General features: G+C 71.7%; 16 protein-coding genes. 10 read left to right on the top strand and 6 right to left on the bottom strand.

Annotated elements, in window-relative coordinates; all coding sequences use genetic code 11:
- Positions 1-121: 121 nt before the first annotated feature.
- The 3 genes from xseA (at position 122) to GGE06_RS20845 (ending at position 2,412) form a co-directional block, all read left to right on the top strand.
- Positions 122-1,339, top strand: a complete 1,218-nt coding sequence (gene xseA, locus GGE06_RS20835; protein ID WP_116159065.1) for an exodeoxyribonuclease VII large subunit — start codon at positions 122-124, stop codon at positions 1,337-1,339.
- Positions 1,340-1,394: 55 nt separating this feature from the next.
- Positions 1,395-1,646 (top strand): exodeoxyribonuclease VII small subunit, encoded by a 252-nt coding sequence (locus GGE06_RS20840; RefSeq protein ID WP_116159066.1) that lies wholly within the window; start codon positions 1,395-1,397, stop codon positions 1,644-1,646.
- A gap of 175 nt (positions 1,647-1,821) precedes the next feature.
- Positions 1,822-2,412 (top strand): malonic semialdehyde reductase, encoded by a 591-nt coding sequence (locus GGE06_RS20845; RefSeq protein ID WP_116159067.1) that lies wholly within the window; start codon positions 1,822-1,824, stop codon positions 2,410-2,412.
- An 81-nt stretch (positions 2,413-2,493) separates the two neighbouring features.
- Here GGE06_RS20845 and GGE06_RS20850 read toward each other — a convergent pair whose 3' ends face one another.
- The gene (locus GGE06_RS20850) at positions 2,494-3,027 is read right to left on the bottom strand and encodes a DUF4245 domain-containing protein (protein WP_181924522.1); all 534 of its coding nucleotides are present in this window, start codon (positions 3,025-3,027) and stop codon (positions 2,494-2,496) included.
- 117 nt (positions 3,028-3,144) lie between these two features.
- On the opposite strand from GGE06_RS20850, the gene glpX reads away from it, so the two are divergent.
- On the top strand, positions 3,145-4,179 hold the full coding sequence (gene glpX / locus GGE06_RS20855) for a class II fructose-bisphosphatase (protein WP_116159068.1): 1,035 nt from the start codon (positions 3,145-3,147) through the stop codon (positions 4,177-4,179).
- A 91-nt stretch (positions 4,180-4,270) separates the two neighbouring features.
- Here the strand turns inward: glpX and GGE06_RS20860 are convergent, their stop codons facing one another.
- Together GGE06_RS20860 and GGE06_RS20865 are read right to left on the bottom strand one after the other, a co-directional pair.
- Complete coding sequence (locus GGE06_RS20860) at positions 4,271-4,642, bottom strand: WhiB family transcriptional regulator (protein WP_116159069.1); 372 nt, start codon at positions 4,640-4,642, stop codon at positions 4,271-4,273.
- A 182-nt stretch (positions 4,643-4,824) separates the two neighbouring features.
- A complete protein-coding gene (locus GGE06_RS20865; protein WP_184931442.1) occupies positions 4,825-5,547 on the bottom strand; it encodes a DUF1707 SHOCT-like domain-containing protein in 723 nt (240 codons plus the stop codon).
- A gap of 285 nt (positions 5,548-5,832) precedes the next feature.
- Between GGE06_RS20865 and GGE06_RS20870 the strand changes: the two genes are divergently transcribed.
- Together GGE06_RS20870 and GGE06_RS20875 are read left to right on the top strand one after the other, a co-directional pair.
- Positions 5,833-7,503, top strand: coding sequence for a fumarate hydratase (locus GGE06_RS20870; protein WP_184931443.1), 1,671 nt, complete (start codon positions 5,833-5,835; stop codon positions 7,501-7,503).
- Positions 7,504-7,670: 167 nt separating this feature from the next.
- A complete protein-coding gene (locus GGE06_RS20875; RefSeq protein ID WP_116159071.1) occupies positions 7,671-8,309 on the top strand; it encodes an HAD family acid phosphatase in 639 nt (212 codons plus the stop codon).
- A gap of 5 nt (positions 8,310-8,314) precedes the next feature.
- Here the strand turns inward: GGE06_RS20875 and GGE06_RS20880 are convergent, their stop codons facing one another.
- Positions 8,315-8,818 carry an allene oxide cyclase barrel-like domain-containing protein gene (locus GGE06_RS20880; RefSeq protein WP_116159072.1) on the bottom strand — a complete coding sequence of 168 codons (504 nt, stop codon included), beginning with the start codon at positions 8,816-8,818 and terminating at the stop codon, positions 8,315-8,317.
- Between the two features lie 115 nt (positions 8,819-8,933).
- Between GGE06_RS20880 and GGE06_RS20885 the strand changes: the two genes are divergently transcribed.
- Entirely contained in the window at positions 8,934-9,554 is a 621-nt protein-coding gene (locus tag GGE06_RS20885; protein ID WP_184931444.1) for a lipoprotein, read from the top strand.
- A 60-nt stretch (positions 9,555-9,614) separates the two neighbouring features.
- On the opposite strand, the gene GGE06_RS20890 is transcribed toward GGE06_RS20885, so the two are convergent.
- Positions 9,615-11,144 (bottom strand): ricin-type beta-trefoil lectin domain protein, encoded by a 1,530-nt coding sequence (locus GGE06_RS20890; RefSeq protein ID WP_116159074.1) that lies wholly within the window; start codon positions 11,142-11,144, stop codon positions 9,615-9,617.
- 116 nt (positions 11,145-11,260) lie between these two features.
- On the opposite strand from GGE06_RS20890, the gene GGE06_RS20895 reads away from it, so the two are divergent.
- From GGE06_RS20895 to GGE06_RS20905, 3 genes are all read left to right on the top strand, one after another.
- Entirely contained in the window at positions 11,261-12,661 is a 1,401-nt protein-coding gene (locus tag GGE06_RS20895; RefSeq protein WP_116159075.1) for a class II fumarate hydratase, read from the top strand.
- 127 nt (positions 12,662-12,788) lie between these two features.
- The gene (fomD, locus tag GGE06_RS20900) at positions 12,789-13,454 is read left to right on the top strand and encodes a cytidylyl-2-hydroxypropylphosphonate hydrolase (protein ID WP_116159076.1); all 666 of its coding nucleotides are present in this window, start codon (positions 12,789-12,791) and stop codon (positions 13,452-13,454) included.
- Positions 13,455-13,764: 310 nt separating this feature from the next.
- On the top strand, positions 13,765-15,852 hold the full coding sequence (locus GGE06_RS20905; protein WP_184931445.1) for an ATP-binding SpoIIE family protein phosphatase: 2,088 nt from the start codon (positions 13,765-13,767) through the stop codon (positions 15,850-15,852).
- 75 nt (positions 15,853-15,927) lie between these two features.
- Here GGE06_RS20905 and GGE06_RS20910 read toward each other — a convergent pair whose 3' ends face one another.
- Positions 15,928-18,141: a transglycosylase domain-containing protein gene (locus GGE06_RS20910; protein WP_184931446.1), complete on the bottom strand. Its 2,214-nt coding sequence runs from the start codon at positions 18,139-18,141 to the stop codon at positions 15,928-15,930.
- Positions 18,142-18,227: the final 86 nt, after the last annotated feature.

Consider the following 18,227-nt stretch of genomic DNA (forward strand, 5'->3'; position numbering starts at 1 on the left):
AGGACGTCCCCGGGCATGAGGCCCGCCGCGCGCAGGACGCCCCCGCGCGTGTGGCCGTCCGGCGCGGTCCTCGCCGACGCGCGCCCCTGACGTTGTCGTACCGCGCGGTTACGCTCGGTCCATGGGTCTGACTACGTCCGCCGAAGCACCGCTGCCCGTCGGTGAGGTCTCCCGGCTCATCGGGGGGTGGATCGACCGGCTCGGGGCGATCTGGGTCGAGGGGCAGATCACGCAGCTGTCGCGGCGCCCCGGCGCCGGGGTCGTCTTCCTGACGCTGCGGGATCCCTCGCACGACATCTCCATCGGCGTCACCTGCTTCCGCCAGGTCTTCGACGCCGTCGCGGACGTCGTCTCCGAGGGCGCCCGGGTCGTCGTGCACGCCAAGCCCGAGTGGTACGCGCCGCGCGGGCAGCTGTCGCTGCGGGCGGTGGAGATCAAGCCGGTCGGGATCGGCGAGCTGCTGGCCCGGCTGGAGCAGCTGAAGCGGAACCTGGCCTCGGAGGGCCTGTTCGCGCTCGACCGGAAGAAGCCGCTGCCGTTCCTGCCGCACCTCGTGGGCCTGGTCTGCGGCCGCGCCTCGGCGGCCGAGCGGGACGTCCTGGAGAACGCGCGCCGTCGCTGGCCCGCCGTCCGCTTCGAGGTGCGGAACGTCGCGGTGCAGGGCGTGAAGGCGGTCCCGCAGGTCGTCCAGGCGGTCAGGGAGCTGGACGCGCACGAGGACGTGGACGTGATCATCGTGGCCCGGGGCGGCGGCAGCGTCGAGGACCTGCTGCCGTTCTCGGACGAGAAGCTGATCCGTACGGTGGCCGAGTGCCGTACGCCGGTGGTGTCCGCGATCGGGCACGAGCCGGACTCGCCGCTGCTCGACCTGGTGGCCGACCTGCGCGCCTCGACGCCCACGGACGCGGCCAAGAAGGTCGTCCCGGACGTCGGCGAGGAGCTGGACCGGGTGCGCGGGCTGCGGGACCGGGCGCTGCGGACCGTGCGCGGCCTCCTGGAGCGCGAGGAGCGCGGCCTGGCGCAGGCGCTCGCGCGGCCCGTCATGGAGCACCCGCAGCGCATGGTCGAGGTCCGCGAGGACGAGGTGGCGGCGCTCCTGGCGCGGAGCCGGCGGGTCCTCGGGCACCTCCTGGACCGGGCGGACTCGGAGCTCTCCCACACGCGCGCGCGGGTCCGGGCGCTGTCGCCGGCCGCGACGCTGGAGCGGGGGTACGCGGTGCTCCAGCGGGCGGACGGAGCGGTGGTCCGGTCCCCCGGGGAGGTCGGGGAGGGCGAGGAGCTGCGGGCCAGGGTCGCCGAGGGCGAGTTCACGGTGCGGCGCGTGCCGGACCCGGCCTGAGTCTGAGCCGGCCCGAGCGGGAAACACAGCAGTCGAGACGAGGATGGAGCAGCACATGGCAGCGGGTACGGAGACGGGCGCGGAAGAGGCGGCCCTCGGCTACGAGCAGGCGCGGGACGAGCTGATCGAGGTCGTCCGGCGCCTCGAGGCGGGCGGGACGTCCCTGGAGGAGTCCCTGGCGCTCTGGGAGCGCGGCGAGGAGCTGGCGAAGGTGTGCCGGCGCCGCCTGGAGGGCGCACGGGCCCGGCTCGACGCCTCGCTGGCGGCGGAAGCGGCCGCGGAGGCGGAGGAGGGCGGGGACGAGTAGGGGCGCCCGGGCCCCCTCGCGCCCCCGCCCCGCAGGCCCCGGCATGTAGACTCCCAGTGAAGCGGATCACTATCCGGATGGATTAGTTGAAGTTTCACCAATCCCGCCGTACTGTCGAGACATCGCTTGAACGTTGAACGAGCGAACCCCCCTTGCAGTCCGGAAGGTACGCAGCATGTCTCTCGCCCTTGACGCCGTCGCCCAGGACCTCCTCTTCCGTGAGGCCCGCACCGCCAACACGTTCACCGACGAGCCGGTGACCGACGAGCAGGTCCAGGCGATCTACGACCTGGTGAAGTACGGCCCGACCGCCTTCAACCAGACCCCGCTGCGCATCACCCTGGTCCGCTCCCCCGAGGCCCGCGAGCGCCTCGTGAAGCACATGGCCGAGGGCAACGCGGCCAAGACCGCCGCCGCTCCGCTGGTCGCGATCCTCTCCGCCGACAACGAGTTCCACGAGGAGCTCCCGGCCCTGCTCCCGCACTTCCCGCAGGCCAAGGACATGTTCTTCGCCGAGCGCCCGGTCCGCGAGGGCTCCGCGCTGCTGAACGCCGCCCTCCAGGCCGCGTACTTCATCGTGGGCGTCCGCGCCGCCGGCCTGGCCGCCGGCCCGATGACCGGTCTCGACTTCGCCGGCGTCCAGAAGGAGTTCCTGGACGACGACCACACCCCGCTGATGGTCGTCAACATCGGCAAGCCGGGCGAGGACGCCTGGTTCCCGCGCTCCCCGCGCCTCTCCTACGACGAGGTCGTCACCACCGTCTGAGCCTGAGCCGGTACGCGAGAAGGGCCCCGCACTCCATGAGTGCGGGGCCCTTCCCGTACGCCGTACGCCCGAGAACCCGGCTCAGACCTTCTTCGACTGCAGCGAGCCGGCCATCTCCGCCAGCCGCTCGAAGGACGCCGTGCCGGTCACCACGGTCGTCGCGCCGCCGTCCGTGCGGACGAGCGCGTCGTACTTCGGGCCCTCCCAGCGCTGCCAGACGTGACCGGCCACCGTCTGGGTCTTCCCGGTGTTCTTCGCCTTCAGGGTCACCTCGGGCACGAACTTCCCCGGCTCCGCCGTCGACTGGTTGACCGCCACGTACTGGGTGTCCGGGGTGATGAAGCCGAGCTGCCAGGCGTCGCCCCGCTCGCGCTTGTACGAGACGACCGTCGCCTTCCAGCCCTCGCCGAGGCCCTCGGGGGCCAGCACCGGATACGGCGCCGCCCGCTGGGCCGTCAGGAGCTCGACCCGGTAGTCCTTCGCCTTGACCGGCTCCGCGTGTTCGTCGTGCGGGATGAAGAGATACATCACGCCCGCGGCGACCATGATCACCCCGAGGGACTGGAACATCCCGCGTACCGTCTGCCTGCCTCGCATACCTGCCACGCCCACCATGGTCGCATCATGGTGCTGTGCTCATACGTGGGCCCCTCTGCTCATTTTGTCGACGTACCGATAGAGTCGCAGCACCCTCTTTTTTCCGGCCGTCGCCGTACAGAAAGGTGCGTTCCGATGACCGAGCACCACCACCTTCCGCCTGAGCTTGTCGTTTCCCCCGAGGCCCCCGACCGCAACCTCGCCCTCGAGCTGGTCCGCGTCACCGAGGCCGCCGCCATGGCCGCCGGCCGCTGGGTCGGTCGCGGCGACAAGATCGGCGCGGACGGGGCGGCGGTCAACGCCATGCGGACCCTGATCTCCACCGTCTCGATGAACGGCGTCGTCGTCATCGGCGAGGGCGAGAAGGACGAAGCCCCGATGCTCTTCAACGGCGAGCACGTCGGCGACGGCACCGGCGCCGAGGTCGACATCGCGGTCGACCCGATCGACGGCACCACGCTCAACGCCAAGGGCATGCCGAACGCGATCGCCGTCCTGGCCGCCGCCGACCGCGGCACCATGTTCGACCCGTCCGCGGTCTTCTACATGGACAAGCTGGTCACCGGCCCCGAGGCCGCCGACTTCGTCGACATCAACGCCCCCGTCTCGGTCAACATCCGCCGGGTCGCCAAGGCGAAGAACTCCTCCCCCGAGGACATCACCGTCGTCATCCTGGACCGCCCCCGCCACGAGGGCATCGTCAAGGAGATCCGCGAGACCGGCGCCCGGATCAAGTTCATCTCGGACGGCGACGTCGCCGGCTCGATCATGGCCGTCCGCGAGGGCACCGGCGTCGACATGCTCATGGGCATCGGCGGCACGCCCGAGGGCATCATCTCCGCCTGCGCCATCAAGTGCCTCGGCGGCGTGATCCAGGGCAAGCTGTGGCCGAAGGACGACGCCGAGCGCCAGAAGGCGCTGGACGCGGGCCACGACCTCGACCGCGTGCTCTCCACGAACGACCTGGTCAGCGGCGACAACGTGTTCTTCGTCGCGACCGGCATCACCGACGGCGAGCTGCTCCGCGGCGTGCGCTACCGCGCCGAGACGGCGACCACCCAGTCGCTGGTCATGCGCTCGAAGTCCGGCACGATCCGCCAGATCGACTCGACGCACCGGCTCTCGAAGCTGCGCGCGTACAGCGCGATCGACTTCGACCGCGCGAAGTAACGCCTCGGCACGACGGTACGAAGAGGGGCGCCCCCATGTGCGGTGGGGGCGCCCCTTCTCGTACGGGCGCGGGGAGGTCTCCGCGGTCCCGTCAGCCCGCCTGGGCGATCCGCTCGGTCGCCGCCGCCTTCCGCAGCTCCACCTCGCGCCGCCGGCGCCGGGCGAGGACGACGCGGCGCTCGGCCGCCGTGAGCCCGCCCCACACCCCGTACGGCTCGGGCTGGAGCAGTGCGTGCTCCCGGCACTCGACCATCACCGGACAGCGCGCGCAGACCCGCTTGGCCGCCTCCTCGCGGGCGAGCCGCGCGGCGGTCGGCTCCTTGGAGGGCGCGAAGAAGAGCCCGGCCTCGTCCCGGCGGCACACCGCCTCCGCGTGCCATGGACCGGCCTCGTCCTCCCGGGCAGGGGCGCGCTGAGGGGGTACGGCGGCGACCTGGAGGGGCTGATGCGGCGGTTGCAGCACGGTCTACTCCTGACGACGGCTTCGCGAGCGAGCGGCGATGCACCAGCCCTACCCGCTGTGCGCGTGCCTATGCACTGCGTGCCCCGCCGTTCCGCACTGCGGATACCCGAGGGCGAATTCCGGTCACGTCCGGACGGCGGCCCCCCGGAGCGCCGGCCTCGCTCCGGGCGGTCCCGTGAGCGTCAGTGTCCGAGGTTCTTCTTCAGCTTGCCCTGGAGGTCGGTGATCCACTTGCCGCGCTTGGGTCTGGCCTCGACGTTCCCGAAGACCGAGTAGCCGTTGATCACGACGACGGGGGCCTGCGGGTCGACGCCTTCCAGGGTCACGACCTCGAAGTTCCCGAAGATGCCGGTGCCGCTGCCGCGCAGGCTGATGTTCTCCGGGACGCGCACCTCGACGTTCCCGAAGATCGAGGTGGCGTTGATGGTGGTGAGGCGCTGGGCGAAGATCGACTCGGTCAGGTCGATCTCGATGTTCCCGAAGAGCGCGAAGGCGTTCGTCCGGCGACTGACCCGCCAGCGGCCCTTGCGGGTCGTGCTGGAGAAGATCGCGACGAGGTTGTCCGCGGGGCCCTCGGCGTCGTCGGGCCCGTACGCGACGGCCTCCGGTGCGGTGTCGCGGGTGGTGCGGGCGCCGGGCAGGTCGCGGACGATCGGCTCCAGCTCGCCCACGGTCTTGGCCCGGTAGACCGCGTCGATCCGGTCCGAGTGCTCCTCGGGGTCGAGCCGCCCTTCGGCCAGGGCGTCCCTGAGGATGTCCGCGATCCGGTCCCGGTCCGCGTCGGAGGCCCGCAGCGAGCCCCGCGGGTCGGCGAGGGCCGGCTCGGCGGGGGAGGTGGCGGCGGGGTCGACCGGGCGCTGCGGCTGCGGCTGCTTCTCGGGTTCGGGCTGCTTTTCGAGGTCCACGGAGTCAGCGTAGCGACACGCGATAGATCGCGACCAGAGGGAACACCCCGGTCCCGTCCCCTAGGGGATACCCCAGGGGAAGCCGCGCCGGACGCGCCGGGGGATGCCCCCGAGATGTCCCCGGGGGACGCCCGGCGAGGCGCCCGATCGCGCCGTTCCGGCGTGGTCCGCGCCCCTAGTGAGCCTTACCTCACAGGATCCGGGCCGCGCCCGCGTCTTACGCTGGACGGTGCGCCGCCAACGGAGGCGGCGCTGCTGTCTGCCGAGTGAGGAATGGCCGCCGTCATGCCTGAGTTTGCGTACTCCGATCTGCTCCCCCTGAGAGAGGACACCACGCCCTACCGCCTGGTGACCTCCGAAGGTGTCTCCACCTTCGAGGCCGACGGGCGTACGTTCCTCAAGGTCGAGCCCGAAGCGCTGCGCAAGCTCGCCGCCGAGGCCATCCACGACATCCAGCACTTCCTGCGCCCGGCCCACCTGGCCCAGCTGCGCCGGATCATCGACGACCCGGAGGCGTCGAGCAACGACAAGTTCGTCGCGCTCGACCTCCTCAAGAACGCGAACATCGCCGCCGCCGGCGTGCTGCCGATGTGCCAGGACACCGGCACCGCGATCGTCATGGGCAAGCGCGGCCAGAACGTCCTGACCTCCGGCCGCGACGAGGAGGCCCTGTCCAAGGGCATCTACGACGCGTACACCAAGCTGAACCTGCGCTACTCGCAGATGGCCCCGGTGACCATGTGGGAGGAGAAGAACACCGGCTCGAACCTGCCCGCGCAGATCGAGCTGTACGCGACCGACGGCGGCGCGTACAAGTTCCTCTTCATGGCCAAGGGCGGCGGCTCGGCCAACAAGTCCTTCCTCTACCAGGAGACCAAGGCCGTCCTGAACGAGGCCTCCATGATGAAGTTCCTGGAGGAGAAGATCCGTTCGCTCGGCACGGCGGCCTGCCCGCCGTACCACCTGGCGATCGTCGTCGGCGGCACCAGCGCCGAGTTCGCGCTCAAGACCGCGAAGTACGCCTCCGCGCACTACCTGGACGAGCTGCCCACCGAGGGCTCGGCCGAGACCGGCCACGGCTTCCGCGACAAGGAGCTGGAGGAGAAGGTCTTCGAGCTGACGCAGAAGATCGGAATCGGCGCACAGTTCGGCGGCAAGTACTTCTGCCACGACGTCCGCGTCGTCCGCCTCCCCCGCCACGGCGCCTCGCTGCCCGTCGCGATCGCCGTGTCCTGCTCGGCCGACCGCCAGGCCGTCGCGAAGATCACCGCCGAGGGCGTCTTCCTGGAGCAGCTGGAGACCGACCCGGCGCGCTTCCTGCCGGAGACGACCGAGGAGCACCTGGCCACGGACGAGGACGTCGTGAAGATCGACCTCAACCAGCCGATGGACGACATCCTCGCCGAGCTGACCAAGTACCCGGTCAAGACCCGCCTCTCCCTCAACGGCCCGCTGGTCGTGGCGCGCGACATCGCGCACGCCAAGATCAAGGAGCGTCTGGACGCGGGCGAGGAGATGCCGCAGTACCTGAAGGACCACCCGGTGTACTACGCGGGTCCCGCGAAGACCCCCGAGGGCTACGCCTCCGGCTCCTTCGGCCCGACGACGGCCGGCCGCATGGACTCGTACGTGGAGCAGTTCCAGGCGGCGGGCGGCTCGAAGGTCATGCTGGCCAAGGGCAACCGGAGCAAGCAGGTCACGGACGCGTGCGGCTCGCACGGCGGCTTCTACCTCGGCTCGATCGGCGGCCCGGCGGCGCGTCTCGCGCAGGACTGCATCAAGAAGGTCGAGGTCGTCGAGTACGAGGAGCTCGGCATGGAGGCGGTCTGGAAGATCGAGGTCGAGGACTTCCCGGCGTTCATCGTCGTCGACGACAAGGGCAACGACTTCTTCCAGAACCCGGCGCCCGAGCCGACGTTCACGCACATCCCGGTGCGCGGTCCCGGCCTCGGCTGATCCGCAGGGCCCTCGCGACGCCCCTCGGCCCTCCCGGGCCGGGGGGCGTCGTCGATCTTCGCTCAGAAAGTGGCTACCGACCGGTAGCCCTCTCGTCACCTACTGGCCAGTATGGGTCGCGAGCATGTCAATCACTGAGCCGGTTCGACCCCCTCGGGAGCCCCCCCATGCCCTCCGTGCCCTCCGCCAAGGCCACCGCCACGGCCGCCACCGCCCTCGGCCTGACGGCCCTCCTCGTCGTCGGCGCGGCGCCCGCCGCCTCCGCCGCCGACCCGGACACCCACCTCACCTCGGCCGCGGCCCTCGCGCACGTCGACTACACGACCTGGCGCCACGACGTGGCCGCCGTGGTCGCCGAGGCCCGCCCGTACATCGAGGCGCGCGCCGAGAACGCCGGCCGCGAGAAGCAGGCCATCGTCCTCGACATCGACAACAGCTCCCTGGAGACGGACTTCCACCCGTTCTGGGAGCTGCCGACCCCGGCGATCGCGGACGTGCGCTCGCTCGTCAACGACGCCCACGCGCGCGGGGTGGCCGTCTTCTTCGTCACCGCCCGGCCGGGGATCATCTACTCCCTGACGGACTGGAACCTGAAGAAGGCCGGGTACCCGGTCGACGGCCTCTACGTGCGCTCGCTCCCCGACCTGTTCGGCGAGGTCAGCGCGTACAAGACCGAGAAGCGCGCCGAGATCGAGGCCAAGGGCTACACGATCATCGCGAACATCGGCAACAACACGACCGATCTCGTCGGCGGCCACGCCGAACGCGCCTTCAAGCTCCCGGACTACGGCGGCAAGCTGTCGTAACGGGCTCACCGCGTGGTGATGTGGAACTCCATCCGGTCGTAGTCCCCGTCAGGGGTCGAACGGATGTATCCACGCGCCTGCTTGAAGTCACCCGTGCCGCCGGTGACGGCGATGTCGAGGGCGGCCGGCGCCTCGTTCGTGATGTCGACGGTGGCGAGGGCCTGGGCGGTGAGCTGTCCGCCCGGCCCGCCGTTCAGGACGATGGTGCCGACGCAGTTCATGTCGGCCTGGTCCCCGGAGACGCGCACGACGGAGCAGGTCACGCCGTCGCGGCCGACCTTGTCGCCGCCCTTGGTCTTGTAGAGGTCGTCCGCGAAGGTCAGGACGTCCCCGACCTTGGGCGCCGGCATGCTCGCGCTGGCGCCCGCGGCCGGGACCTGCTTGGCGTAGAGCGTGAACTCGAACCCGTCGCCGGCGGCGGCGTGGGCCGGGGCAGCGGCGGCGGCGAAGGAGACGGCCGCGACCGTGCTGGCGCAGAGCGCGCCGATCCTCCTGAAGCTGCGGGTCATGTCCTGCCTCCCGTGGGATGGGGTCCCCCTCGGCACGCTTCACATTGTGCGGCGATCACCGCCGTCTCGCCCGTTCGGAGCAGTCCGGGGCCGCCCTGTCGGGGATCATGGCGCCATGCCAGAGAGAGCACGAGCGATGCGTACGGCCGTCCCCGCCCTGGTGGCGGCCGGGCTGCTGCTGACCGCCTGCGGCACCGCCCCGGAGCCCGACGACCGGGCGGCCGGCGCCGCCCCGCGGAAGACCACCGCCCCGGCCCCCGCCGCCGAGGCCGCGGCCACGCTCGGCGGCTCCGGGTCGGCCTGCGCGCTGCCCGTGTCCTTCGCGCTCGCGGAGGGCTGGGAACCGAAGGCGGTCAAGGACCCCGAGAACCCCGAGTTCGCCGCGCTCACCCGGCAGGGCCCGGCCGTCGTGCGCTGCGAGGTCGACGCCAAGCCGACGGGGAACATCGGCTACCTGCGGGTGTGGACGGCCCCGAAGGGCCCGGCCCGGGCGGCGCTCGAAGGCTTCGTACGGGCGGAGAAGGGGAGTTCGGCCGTCGCCTTCCGGGAGACGAGGGCGGGCGCGCTGCCCGCGACCGAGGTGACGTACTCCGTGCGCGACAAGGAGGAGCGGGCCTTCGCCGTCGCCACCCCCGGGGGGACGGTCATCGTCCATCTCGGCGGGCTCGACACCGACGAGCACCGGGCGATGCTCCCCGCGTACGAGCTGGCGAAGAGCACGACGAGAGCAGGGTGAGACGTGACCGTGGCCCCCCGTCCCGCACCGGACGAGGGGCCACGGCGTACAGGGAGGCCCTTACACGAACTTCTGGTTCGCGGAGCCGTCGCAGTTCTGGAGCCGGATCGGCTCCTTCGCCGCGCTCTGGGTGAGGCAGAGGCCGGTCGCGGCGGCGGGGCGGACGGTCGCGCCGTCCCGGACGAACTTCTGGTTGGCGGCGCCGCTGCAGTTCCAGATGATGAGCGCCTTGCCGGCCTGGTAGGCGGCGCCGGGCACGTCCAGGCAGCGGTCCTGGGTGAGCTGGGTGTGCAGGGTCTGCCGGGCGGAGTCGTACCACCAGCCCTGGTTGCGGCCGCCGTGGCAGTCCCAGCCGAGGACGCCGGTGCCGTTGGCGGACTCGGCCGCGTTGACGTCCAGGCAGTTGCCGGTCGCCTGGTTCTTCAGCGGCTTGTACGCGTCGTCCCAGGCGACCGGGAAGAGCGTCGGGGTACCGGAGGAGTTGACGTCGGCGCAGCTCGCCTCGCGCAGACCCGAGTTGTAGATCTGGGTCAGGCAGGACGCGAAGGCGCCGTGGCCGCTCCTGTTGGGGTGGAACGACTGGCGTACGGAGTTCTCGTCGAGGCCGCCGGGCTTGGAGAGGTCGATGTAGAGGCCCCGGGCCCAGGTGTCCTCCATGCAGACCTCGTGGCCGTTGAAGAGCCGCGAGTTGTCGAGGAAGACGGCGCCGGTGTCGGCGGCGACCGTGCGCATGCCGCGCTCGAAGGCGGGGACGGCGCTGTTGCGGCCCCACTTGGTGTCGGAGTCGTAGCCCATGCCGCCGCAGACGAGCTTGCCCGGGAAGTTCGGGTTGTCGTAGAAGTCGGGGCCGATCGGGCTGGGGTAGCCCATGACGACGAGCTTGTAGTCGCCGTCGGCGTATCCGGCGTCGCGCATGACGGTCTTCAGGTCGCGGACGGTCTGCTCGACCTTGGGGACGAGCGCGTCGACGCGGGCCTGCCAGCCGGGGGCGTACTTGGGCTCGCAGGTGCCCTGGCTGAGGACGAAGCGCTGGACGCAGTCGGTCATGACCGGTCCGAACTGCAGGTCGTCGTTGGCGCCGGCGACGAGCAGGACCATCTTGATCCGGGTGTTGCGGGCCTTGACGGCGAGGTTGTCGCTCTGGACGAGCTCGTCGGCGTACTGCTTGGAGCCGCCGATCCGGATGTTGCCGGTGTACGCGCCGGAGCAGGCCACGTTGAACGTGAGGTCCGCGGGGATCCCGGTGCGGTGGATGGCGGCGTCCGGGGAGCGGTGGCACCAGTTGGTCGGCCCGTTGGTCGGCGACTCGTACGTGCCGACGCCCTCGCCGGAGATCTCGCTGTCACCGAGCGAGATCAGGCCGGTCTTGCGCTGGGCGAGCGGGCGCTCCTCGGGGCTGCCGTAGATCTTGGTCGCCTCGGCGGCCCGGATCGCCTCCAGCTCGGGAGAGAGCGGTACGGAGGTGATTCCGGCCGCGGTGCTCGTGTCGACCGCGCCGGCGGGGGCGGCTGCGGTCATGCTGCCGAGGGCCGCCGCGGCGGCGGCGACGGCCGCGACGGGCCAGCGGAGTCTGGACCTGGTGCGCTTCACTGCGCCTCCTGGAAGTGGGGTTACCCACGGTTTTTACTGGCCGGTACGCGCCTTGGGAATACATCGAACAAGACAAGTGCTCATCTTTTTCGGAGAGTTCAGAGAGGCTGAGGAACATGAACGACGTCGACGGCTACCGGATCGAACACGACTCCATGGGCGAGGTACGGGTCCCCGCGCACGCCAAGTGGCGGGCCCAGACCCAGCGCGCCGTGGAGAACTTCCCGATCTCCGGACAGCGCCTGGAGCGCGCCCACATCGAGGCCCTGGCCCGGATCAAGGCGGCCGCCGCCGAGGTCAACGCCGAGCTCGGGGTGATCGACAAGGACCGCGCCGAGGCGATCGTCTCGGCGGCCGGGGAGGTCGCCGAGGGGCGCTGGGACGAGCACTTCCCGGTGGACGTCTTCCAGACCGGCTCGGGCACCTCGTCCAACATGAACACCAACGAGGTGATCGCCACCCTCGCCACCGAGCGGCTCCCCGAGGGCCGCGAGGTCCACCCCAACGACCACGTCAACGCCTCGCAGTCCTCGAACGACGTCTTCCCCTCCTCCATCCACATCGCGGCCACCGCCGCCGTCACCCGCGACCTGATCCCCGCCCTCGACCACCTGGCCTCCTCTCTTGAGCGAAAATCAGCCGAATTCGCGTCGGTGGTGAAGTCCGGCCGTACGCATCTGATGGACGCCACCCCGGTCACCCTGGGCCAGGAGTTCGGCGGTTACGCGGCCCAGGTCCGGTACGGCGCCGAGCGGCTGCGCGCCGCCCTCCCCCGGCTCGCGGAGCTCCCCCTCGGCGGCACGGCGGTGGGCACCGGCATCAACACCCCGGCCGGCTTCTCCGCGGCCGTCATCGCCGCGGTCGCCCGCGCGACCGGGCTGCCGCTGACGGAGGCCCGCGACCACTTCGAGGCCCAGGGCGCCCGCGACGGCCTGGTGGAGACGTCCGGCCAGCTCAGGACCATCGCGATCTCCCTCACCAAGATCGCCAACGATCTGCGCTGGATGGCCAGCGGCCCCCGCACCGGCCTCGCCGAGATCAACCTCCCCGACCTCCAGCCCGGCTCCTCGATCATGCCCGGCAAGGTGAACCCGGTGATCCCCGAGGCGGTCCTCATGGTCGCCGCGCAGGTGACCGGAAACGACACCACGGTGGCGGTGGCGGGCGCGGCCGGGAACTTCGAGCTCAACGTGATGCTGCCGGTGATGGCGAAGAACCTGCTGGAGTCCGTACGGCTTCTGGCCAACGCCTCCCGGCTGCTCGCCGACCGCACGGTCGACGGGATCACCGCGAACGCGGAGCGCGCCCGTGAGTACGCCGAGTCCTCGCCGTCCGTGGTCACCCCGCTGAACAAGTACATCGGCTACGAGGAGGCCGCCAAGGTCGCCAAGAAGTCCCTCGCCGAGCGGAAGACCATCCGCGAGGTGGTCCTGGAGTCCGGCTACGTCGAGCGGGGCGACCTCACCGTCGAGCAGCTGGACGAGGCGCTGGACGTGCTGCGGATGACGCGCCCGTAGGACGAGCGCACCCGCCGGTGACCGGCCGGTGGCGACCGGCCGGTAGCCGATTCCTCCATGACCGGTAGCCGACGTCTCCGTGATCTGTGCCGCAGCGGTCGTGGGAGCGCGCCCCTAAGATCTGCGCATGACAGGATCGGGCGGCTCACAGCACTGGGCGCCGGGGGACCACATCCTCTGGCGCTACCGCGGCAACGGCACCGGCGCGGTGCACATCTGCCGGCCGGTGACGGTCGTGCAGGACACGCCCGAGCTGCTCGCGGTCTGGATGGCACCCGGCACCGAGTGCGTCCGGCCCGTCCTCGCCGACGGCACGTCCGTCCACGACGAGCCGCTCGCCACCCGCTACACCGCCCCGCGCACCACCGAGCGCGCGCGCTGGGCCGGCAGCGGCGTCCTCAAGCTGGCGCGGCCCGGCGAGCCGTGGTCGGTGTGGCTGTTCTGGGAGCGCGGCTGGCGCTTCCGCAGCTGGTACGTGAACCTGGAGGAGCCGCGGACCCGCTGGTCCGGCGGCCTCGACTCCGAGGACCACTTCCTCGACATCTCCGTCTACCCCGACCGCAGCTGGCTCTGGCGGGACGAGGACGAGTTCGCGCAGGCCCAGCGGTCCGGCCTGATGAGCGCGGCGCAGGCCGCCGGGGTGCGGGCGGCCGGGGAGCGCGCGGTGGAGCGGATCAAGGCGTGGGGGACGCCGTTCGCGGACCGCTGGGAGGACTGGCGGCCCGATCCGGGATGGCCGGTTCCGGAACTTCCGGCGGACTGGGATCGCACTCCGGCGCACACGGCGCCGTGAGACCCTTGATGCGCCCCAGGGGTTCAAACGTAGGATCGTCCTCCGCACGGCAGAGACCGACCGGACACCACGTCAGACCGACCGACCAGCACGTCAACGACTCAGCACAGCACAGGACCTGACCAGAAGTCATCCAGAGGGGGAGAGCAGTGCCGGACGTGTGCCCGGGTGTTGCGCCCCCTGCCGTTGCCGCAGCTCGCGGAACGTCCAGATCCGCTGCGTACGAGGGGTTTATCCCCCGCGAAGGCGCGGCATCGGCGAGAAGAGCGAGTGCATCGCACCACCGGCCCGGACGGACGGAATCCCACGCGTGACGGAGCATCCCACCTCCCACGAAGGCCGGCAGCCCCTGGCTGCCCGGTCGCAGGAACGCGCGCGCCCTCGCCAGGAGGCGGCGGCCGGCCTGCCCTCCGACGTGCCGGGCGGCCCGGCGGCCCCCGCGACCCCGGGCCCCGACGTTCCCGCGCAGCCCACGGGACCGGCCCCCGCGGGCACGGGCGCCCCCGGCGGCACGGGCCACCCCGACACGGCGGGCGGCACGGACCACCCGAGCACCGCGGACGTCACGGGTCACCCCGGCGCGCCCGGCGGTGCGGGCCACCCCGACGCGCCCGGATCCTCCGCCGGCACGGGTCACCCCGGTGCCGTCGCGGTCGCCGTCTCCCCGCAGCGTCCGGGCGGCGAGGCCCGCGGCGGGGACGGATCCGCCCGGCGCGAGGGCGACCGGCTGCGGTTCGTCGGCGCCGCGACCCGGCGCATCGCGCGCGGCATCGACCTGGACGAGATCGTCCTCGGCCTGTGCCGGGCCACCGTGCCGACCTTCTCCGACGAGATCCTGGTCTACCTCCGCGACCCGCTCCCGGTGGGCGACGAGCGCCCGGTGGCGCCGTTCGTGCTGCGGCTGCGCCGCACCGACCGGCTGCGGTTAAGCGATCTGGAGGGCGAGGAGCTCGTCCTCGTACCCGATCCGGATCCGACCCCCGCGGCCGAACTCTGCGAGGTGCGGTCCGGCGGGGCGCTGGCCGAGGTGCTGCGCGGGGTGCGGCCGGTCTTCGGCGACTCCGCGGCCGCGAAGACGGCGCTGGCCGAGCTGCTGGGCCCCGAGCACCCGCTGCCCGGCGGGCTGCGGGCGGTCCTCGCGCCGCTGCGCGGCCGGCGCCGGGTGATCGGCGCCGCCGTGTTCCTGCGCCGCCCCGAGCGGGCCGGCTTCGAGCCGAACGACCTGCTCGTCGCGGCCCAGCTGGCCACGCACACCGCTCTCGGCATCGACAAGGCCGTGCTGTACGGCCGCGAGGCGTACATCGCGGACGAGCTCCAGCGGACGATGCTGCCGGACTCGCTGCCGCAGCCGACCGGCGTCAAGCTGGCCTCGCGCTACCTCCCGGCGGCCGAGACGGCCCGCGTCGGCGGCGACTGGTACGACGCGATCCCGCTGCCCGGCAGCAGGGTCGCCCTGGTCGTCGGCGACGTCATGGGCCACTCCATGACCTCGGCGGCGATCATGGGCCAGCTGCGCACGACCGCGCAGACCCTGGCCGGGCTCGACCTGCCCCCGCAGGAGGTCCTGCACCACCTGGACGAGCAGGCGCAGCGCCTCGGCGAGAACCGCATGGCGACCTGCATGTACGCGGTGTACGACCCGGTCTCGCACCGGATCACCGTCGCCAACGCCGGCCATCCGCCGCCGATACTGCTCCACCTGGGCGGCCGCGCCGAGGTCCTGCGGGTGCCGCCCGGCGCCCCCATCGGGGTCGGCGGGGTGGACTTCGAGGCGGTCGAGCTGGACGCCCCGGCCGGCGCCACGCTGCTGCTCTACACGGACGGTCTCGTCGAGTCGCGGCTGCGGGACGTGTGGACGGGCATCGAGCAGCTGCGGGAGCGCCTGGCGGCGACCGCGCAGCTGACGGGCCCGGACCACTCGCCGCCCCTGGAGGCGCTCTGCGACGACGTCCTCGACATGCTGGGCCCCGGCGACCGGGACGACGACATCGCGCTGCTCGCGGCCCGGTTCGACGGGATCGCGCCGAGCGACGTGGCGTACTGGTTCCTGGAGCCGGAGGACGCGGCACCGGGGCGGGCCCGGCGGCTCGCCCGGCGGGCGCTGGCCCGCTGGGACCTGGAGGAGCTGACGGACTCGGTCGAGCTGCTGATCAGCGAGGTCGTGACGAACGCCGTGCGGTACGCGGAGCGTCCGGTGACCCTGCGGCTGCTCCGGACGGACGTGCTGCGCTGCGAGGTCGGCGACGACTCCCCGCAGCTGCCCCGGCAGCGACGGGCGCGGGACACGGACGAGGGCGGGCGCGGACTCTTCCTGGTGAACCGGCTGGCCCGGCGGTGGGGGGCGACGCGCCTCTCGGGCGGCAAGGTGGTCTGGTTCGAGCTGTCCACCCGTACCTGAGCCCGTCCGTACGAGCCTGCTCCCGTACGACCGAAGGCCGGACCCCCTCTCGGGGTCCGGCCTTCGGTCGTGTCGTCAGCGGGGCGGACGGGTGGTGCCGTTGAGCCCGGGGTCGCCGCCGGCGTCCGGCGGCTGGATCGACGTCGGCGGGGCCGTCGGCTCCTGGGTCGCCGTCGGCTCCTGGGTGGGCGGCGGCGTGGTGGCGGGGTCGGTCGTCGCCGTCGGCGGCGGCGTGGTGGCCGTCGTGGTCGGCGGGGCCGTCGGCTCCCGGGTCTCCGTCGGCTCGTCGCTGGGCTCCTCCGTCGGGGCCTCGGTGGTCGCCGTCGGGTCCGGCGCCGTGCCGTCCGAGGAGCCGCCTTCGGTCTCCAGGTCGAAGCTGGCGTCCGAGCCGCCGTTCAGCGCGCGCTCGGTGTAGTCGCCCCAGATCTGGGCGGGCGTGCGGCCACCGTTGGCGCGGCCGGGGTTGATGGTGTCGGTGAGGGTGACCTGGTTGCCCTTCTCGTCCTCGCCGAAGAGGCCGACGGCGGTGACGAGCTCGGGCGTGTAGCCGACGAACCAGGCGGAGCGGTTGTTCTCCGAGGTGCCGGTCTTGCCGGCGGCCTCGTAGTCGCCGGCGGCGCGGAAGCCGGAGCCGCTCCGCACGACGCCCGTCATGGCCTGGGTGGCGGTGTCGGCGGCCTCGCGGCTGATGACCTGGCCGCCGATCGGCTGGGCGCCCTTGACCGTGCGGTCCTTGTGCTCGGCGGTCTTCACCAGGGTCGGGGTGACCTTCTTGCCGTGGTTGTCGAGCGTCGCGTAGGCGCCGGCCATGTCCATGGTCGAGGCGCCCATGGTGCCGAGCGAGATGGCGGGGGTCTCGGGGAAGCCCGCGCCGTCCTTCATGCCGATCGCGAGGGCGGTCTTCTTGGCCTTGGCCGGGCTGACGTCGACGATCATCTGGGCGTAGACCGAGTTGATCGAGCTGTTGGTGGCCTTCTGGACGGTGACGGGGCCGTAGCTCTCGTCGTCCTCGTTCTCCGGCGCGAAGTCGATGGGGCTGCCGACGACCGGCCGCTTGCTGGTGCCGTCGTAGACGGTGCCGAGGCCGATCCGGCGCCCGTCCTGGGTGGTCGCGTGGTTGTCGACGGCGGAGGCGAGGACGATCGGCTTGAAGGTGGAGGCGGGCTGGTAGTCGCGGCGGGTGGCGTTCGACATCCAGTGCTCGGTGGCACCGACGCCGCCGTACAGCGCGACGACCGCGCCGGTCTTCGGGTCGACGGAGGTGGCGCCGGCCTGGACGGTGGCCTGCTTCTTGTCGCCCTTGCGGTCGAGCTTGGCCTCCAGCTGCTTGTCGACCGCCTTGACGAGGTCCTTCTGCTTCTTCTCGTCGACGTTGAGGGTGATCGTCCAGCCGCCGGCCTTGATGTCCTCCTCGCTGACGCCCTGGCGCATCAGCTCCTGGTTGGCGGCCTCGACGATGTAGCCGGTCTGGCCCTCCATGCCGGGGGCGGGCTTGGGCTTCTGCGGGACGGGGAACTTCATGCCGGCGCGCTCGGAGGGGCTGAGCCAGCCCTCGCCGACCATGTTGTCGAGGACGTAGTTCCAGCGGTCCTCGACGAGCTTGCGGCCGGTGGTGCTCGCGGAGGTCCAGTCGTACTGGTTGGGCGCCTGGAGCAGCGAGGCGAGGTAGGCGCCCTGGGCGGTGGTGAGCTTGGTGGCGTCGACGCCGTAGTACGAGCGGGCGGCGGCCTGGATGCCGTAGGCGGAGCGGCCGTAGTAGCTCGTGTTCATGTAGCCGGCGAGGATGTCGCTCTTGCTCATCTTCTGGTCGACCTTGAGGGCGATGACCATTTCCTTGAGCTTGCGGGTCGCCGTCTGGTCCTGGCTCAGGAAGTAGTTCTTGACGTACTGCTGGGTGATCGTCGAGCCGCCCTGCTTGCCCTTGCCGGTGATCGTGTTCCAGGCGGCGCGGGTGGTGCCCTTGATGTCGACGCCGTTGTCCTTGTAGAAGGTCTTGTTCTCGGCGGCGACGAAGGCGCGCTGGACCGGCAGCGGGATCTTGTCGAGGCCGACGATCTCACGGTTGATCTTGCCGGTGCGGGCGAGGATCTTGCCGTCGGAGTACTTGTAGATGTTGCTCTGCATCGTCGCCTCGGCGTTGGCCGACGGCACCGGGACCAGCAGGTAGACGACGTAGAGGGCACCCATGCCGAGCATGCAGAACACGATGAAGGTGCCCAGGATCTTCTTCCAGGTGAAGAGGCGCCGTATGCCGCGCTTCTTCGCCTTTCCCTTGTCCGGTCGGCCCATGTGTCCAGTCGCTCCGCTCGTCTTGTGTCCGGCGCCCTCGGCGCTGAGCCCGTCCACGCCGGATCAGCTCAGCAAGTCAGCTAACA

Source organism: Streptomyces nymphaeiformis (assembly GCF_014203895.1).
Classification (GTDB): Bacteria; Actinomycetota; Actinomycetes; order Streptomycetales; family Streptomycetaceae; genus Streptomyces; species Streptomyces nymphaeiformis.

Bases quoted from the DNA above. Each gene is read 5' to 3' on its own strand.
- GGE06_RS20845 (WP_116159067.1), top strand. From the start codon at position 1,822: ATGTCTCTCGCCCTTGACGCCGTCGCCCAGGACCTCCTCTTCCGTGAG.
- GGE06_RS20870 (WP_184931443.1), top strand. From the start codon at position 5,833: ATGCCTGAGTTTGCGTACTCCGATCTGCTCCCCCTGAGAGAGGACACC.
- GGE06_RS20880 (WP_116159072.1), bottom strand. From the start codon at position 8,818: ATGACCCGCAGCTTCAGGAGGATCGGCGCGCTCTGCGCCAGCACGGTC.
- fomD (WP_116159076.1), top strand. From the start codon at position 12,789: ATGACAGGATCGGGCGGCTCACAGCACTGGGCGCCGGGGGACCACATC.
- GGE06_RS20840 (WP_116159066.1), top strand. From the start codon at position 1,395: ATGGCAGCGGGTACGGAGACGGGCGCGGAAGAGGCGGCCCTCGGCTAC.
- xseA (WP_116159065.1), top strand. From the start codon at position 122: ATGGGTCTGACTACGTCCGCCGAAGCACCGCTGCCCGTCGGTGAGGTC.
- GGE06_RS20910 (WP_184931446.1), bottom strand. From the start codon at position 18,141: ATGGGCCGACCGGACAAGGGAAAGGCGAAGAAGCGCGGCATACGGCGC.
- GGE06_RS20875 (WP_116159071.1), top strand. From the start codon at position 7,671: ATGCCCTCCGTGCCCTCCGCCAAGGCCACCGCCACGGCCGCCACCGCC.
- GGE06_RS20895 (WP_116159075.1), top strand. From the start codon at position 11,261: ATGAACGACGTCGACGGCTACCGGATCGAACACGACTCCATGGGCGAG.
- GGE06_RS20885 (WP_184931444.1), top strand. From the start codon at position 8,934: ATGCCAGAGAGAGCACGAGCGATGCGTACGGCCGTCCCCGCCCTGGTG.
- GGE06_RS20850 (WP_181924522.1), bottom strand. From the start codon at position 3,027: ATGGTGGGCGTGGCAGGTATGCGAGGCAGGCAGACGGTACGCGGGATG.
- glpX (WP_116159068.1), top strand. From the start codon at position 3,145: ATGACCGAGCACCACCACCTTCCGCCTGAGCTTGTCGTTTCCCCCGAG.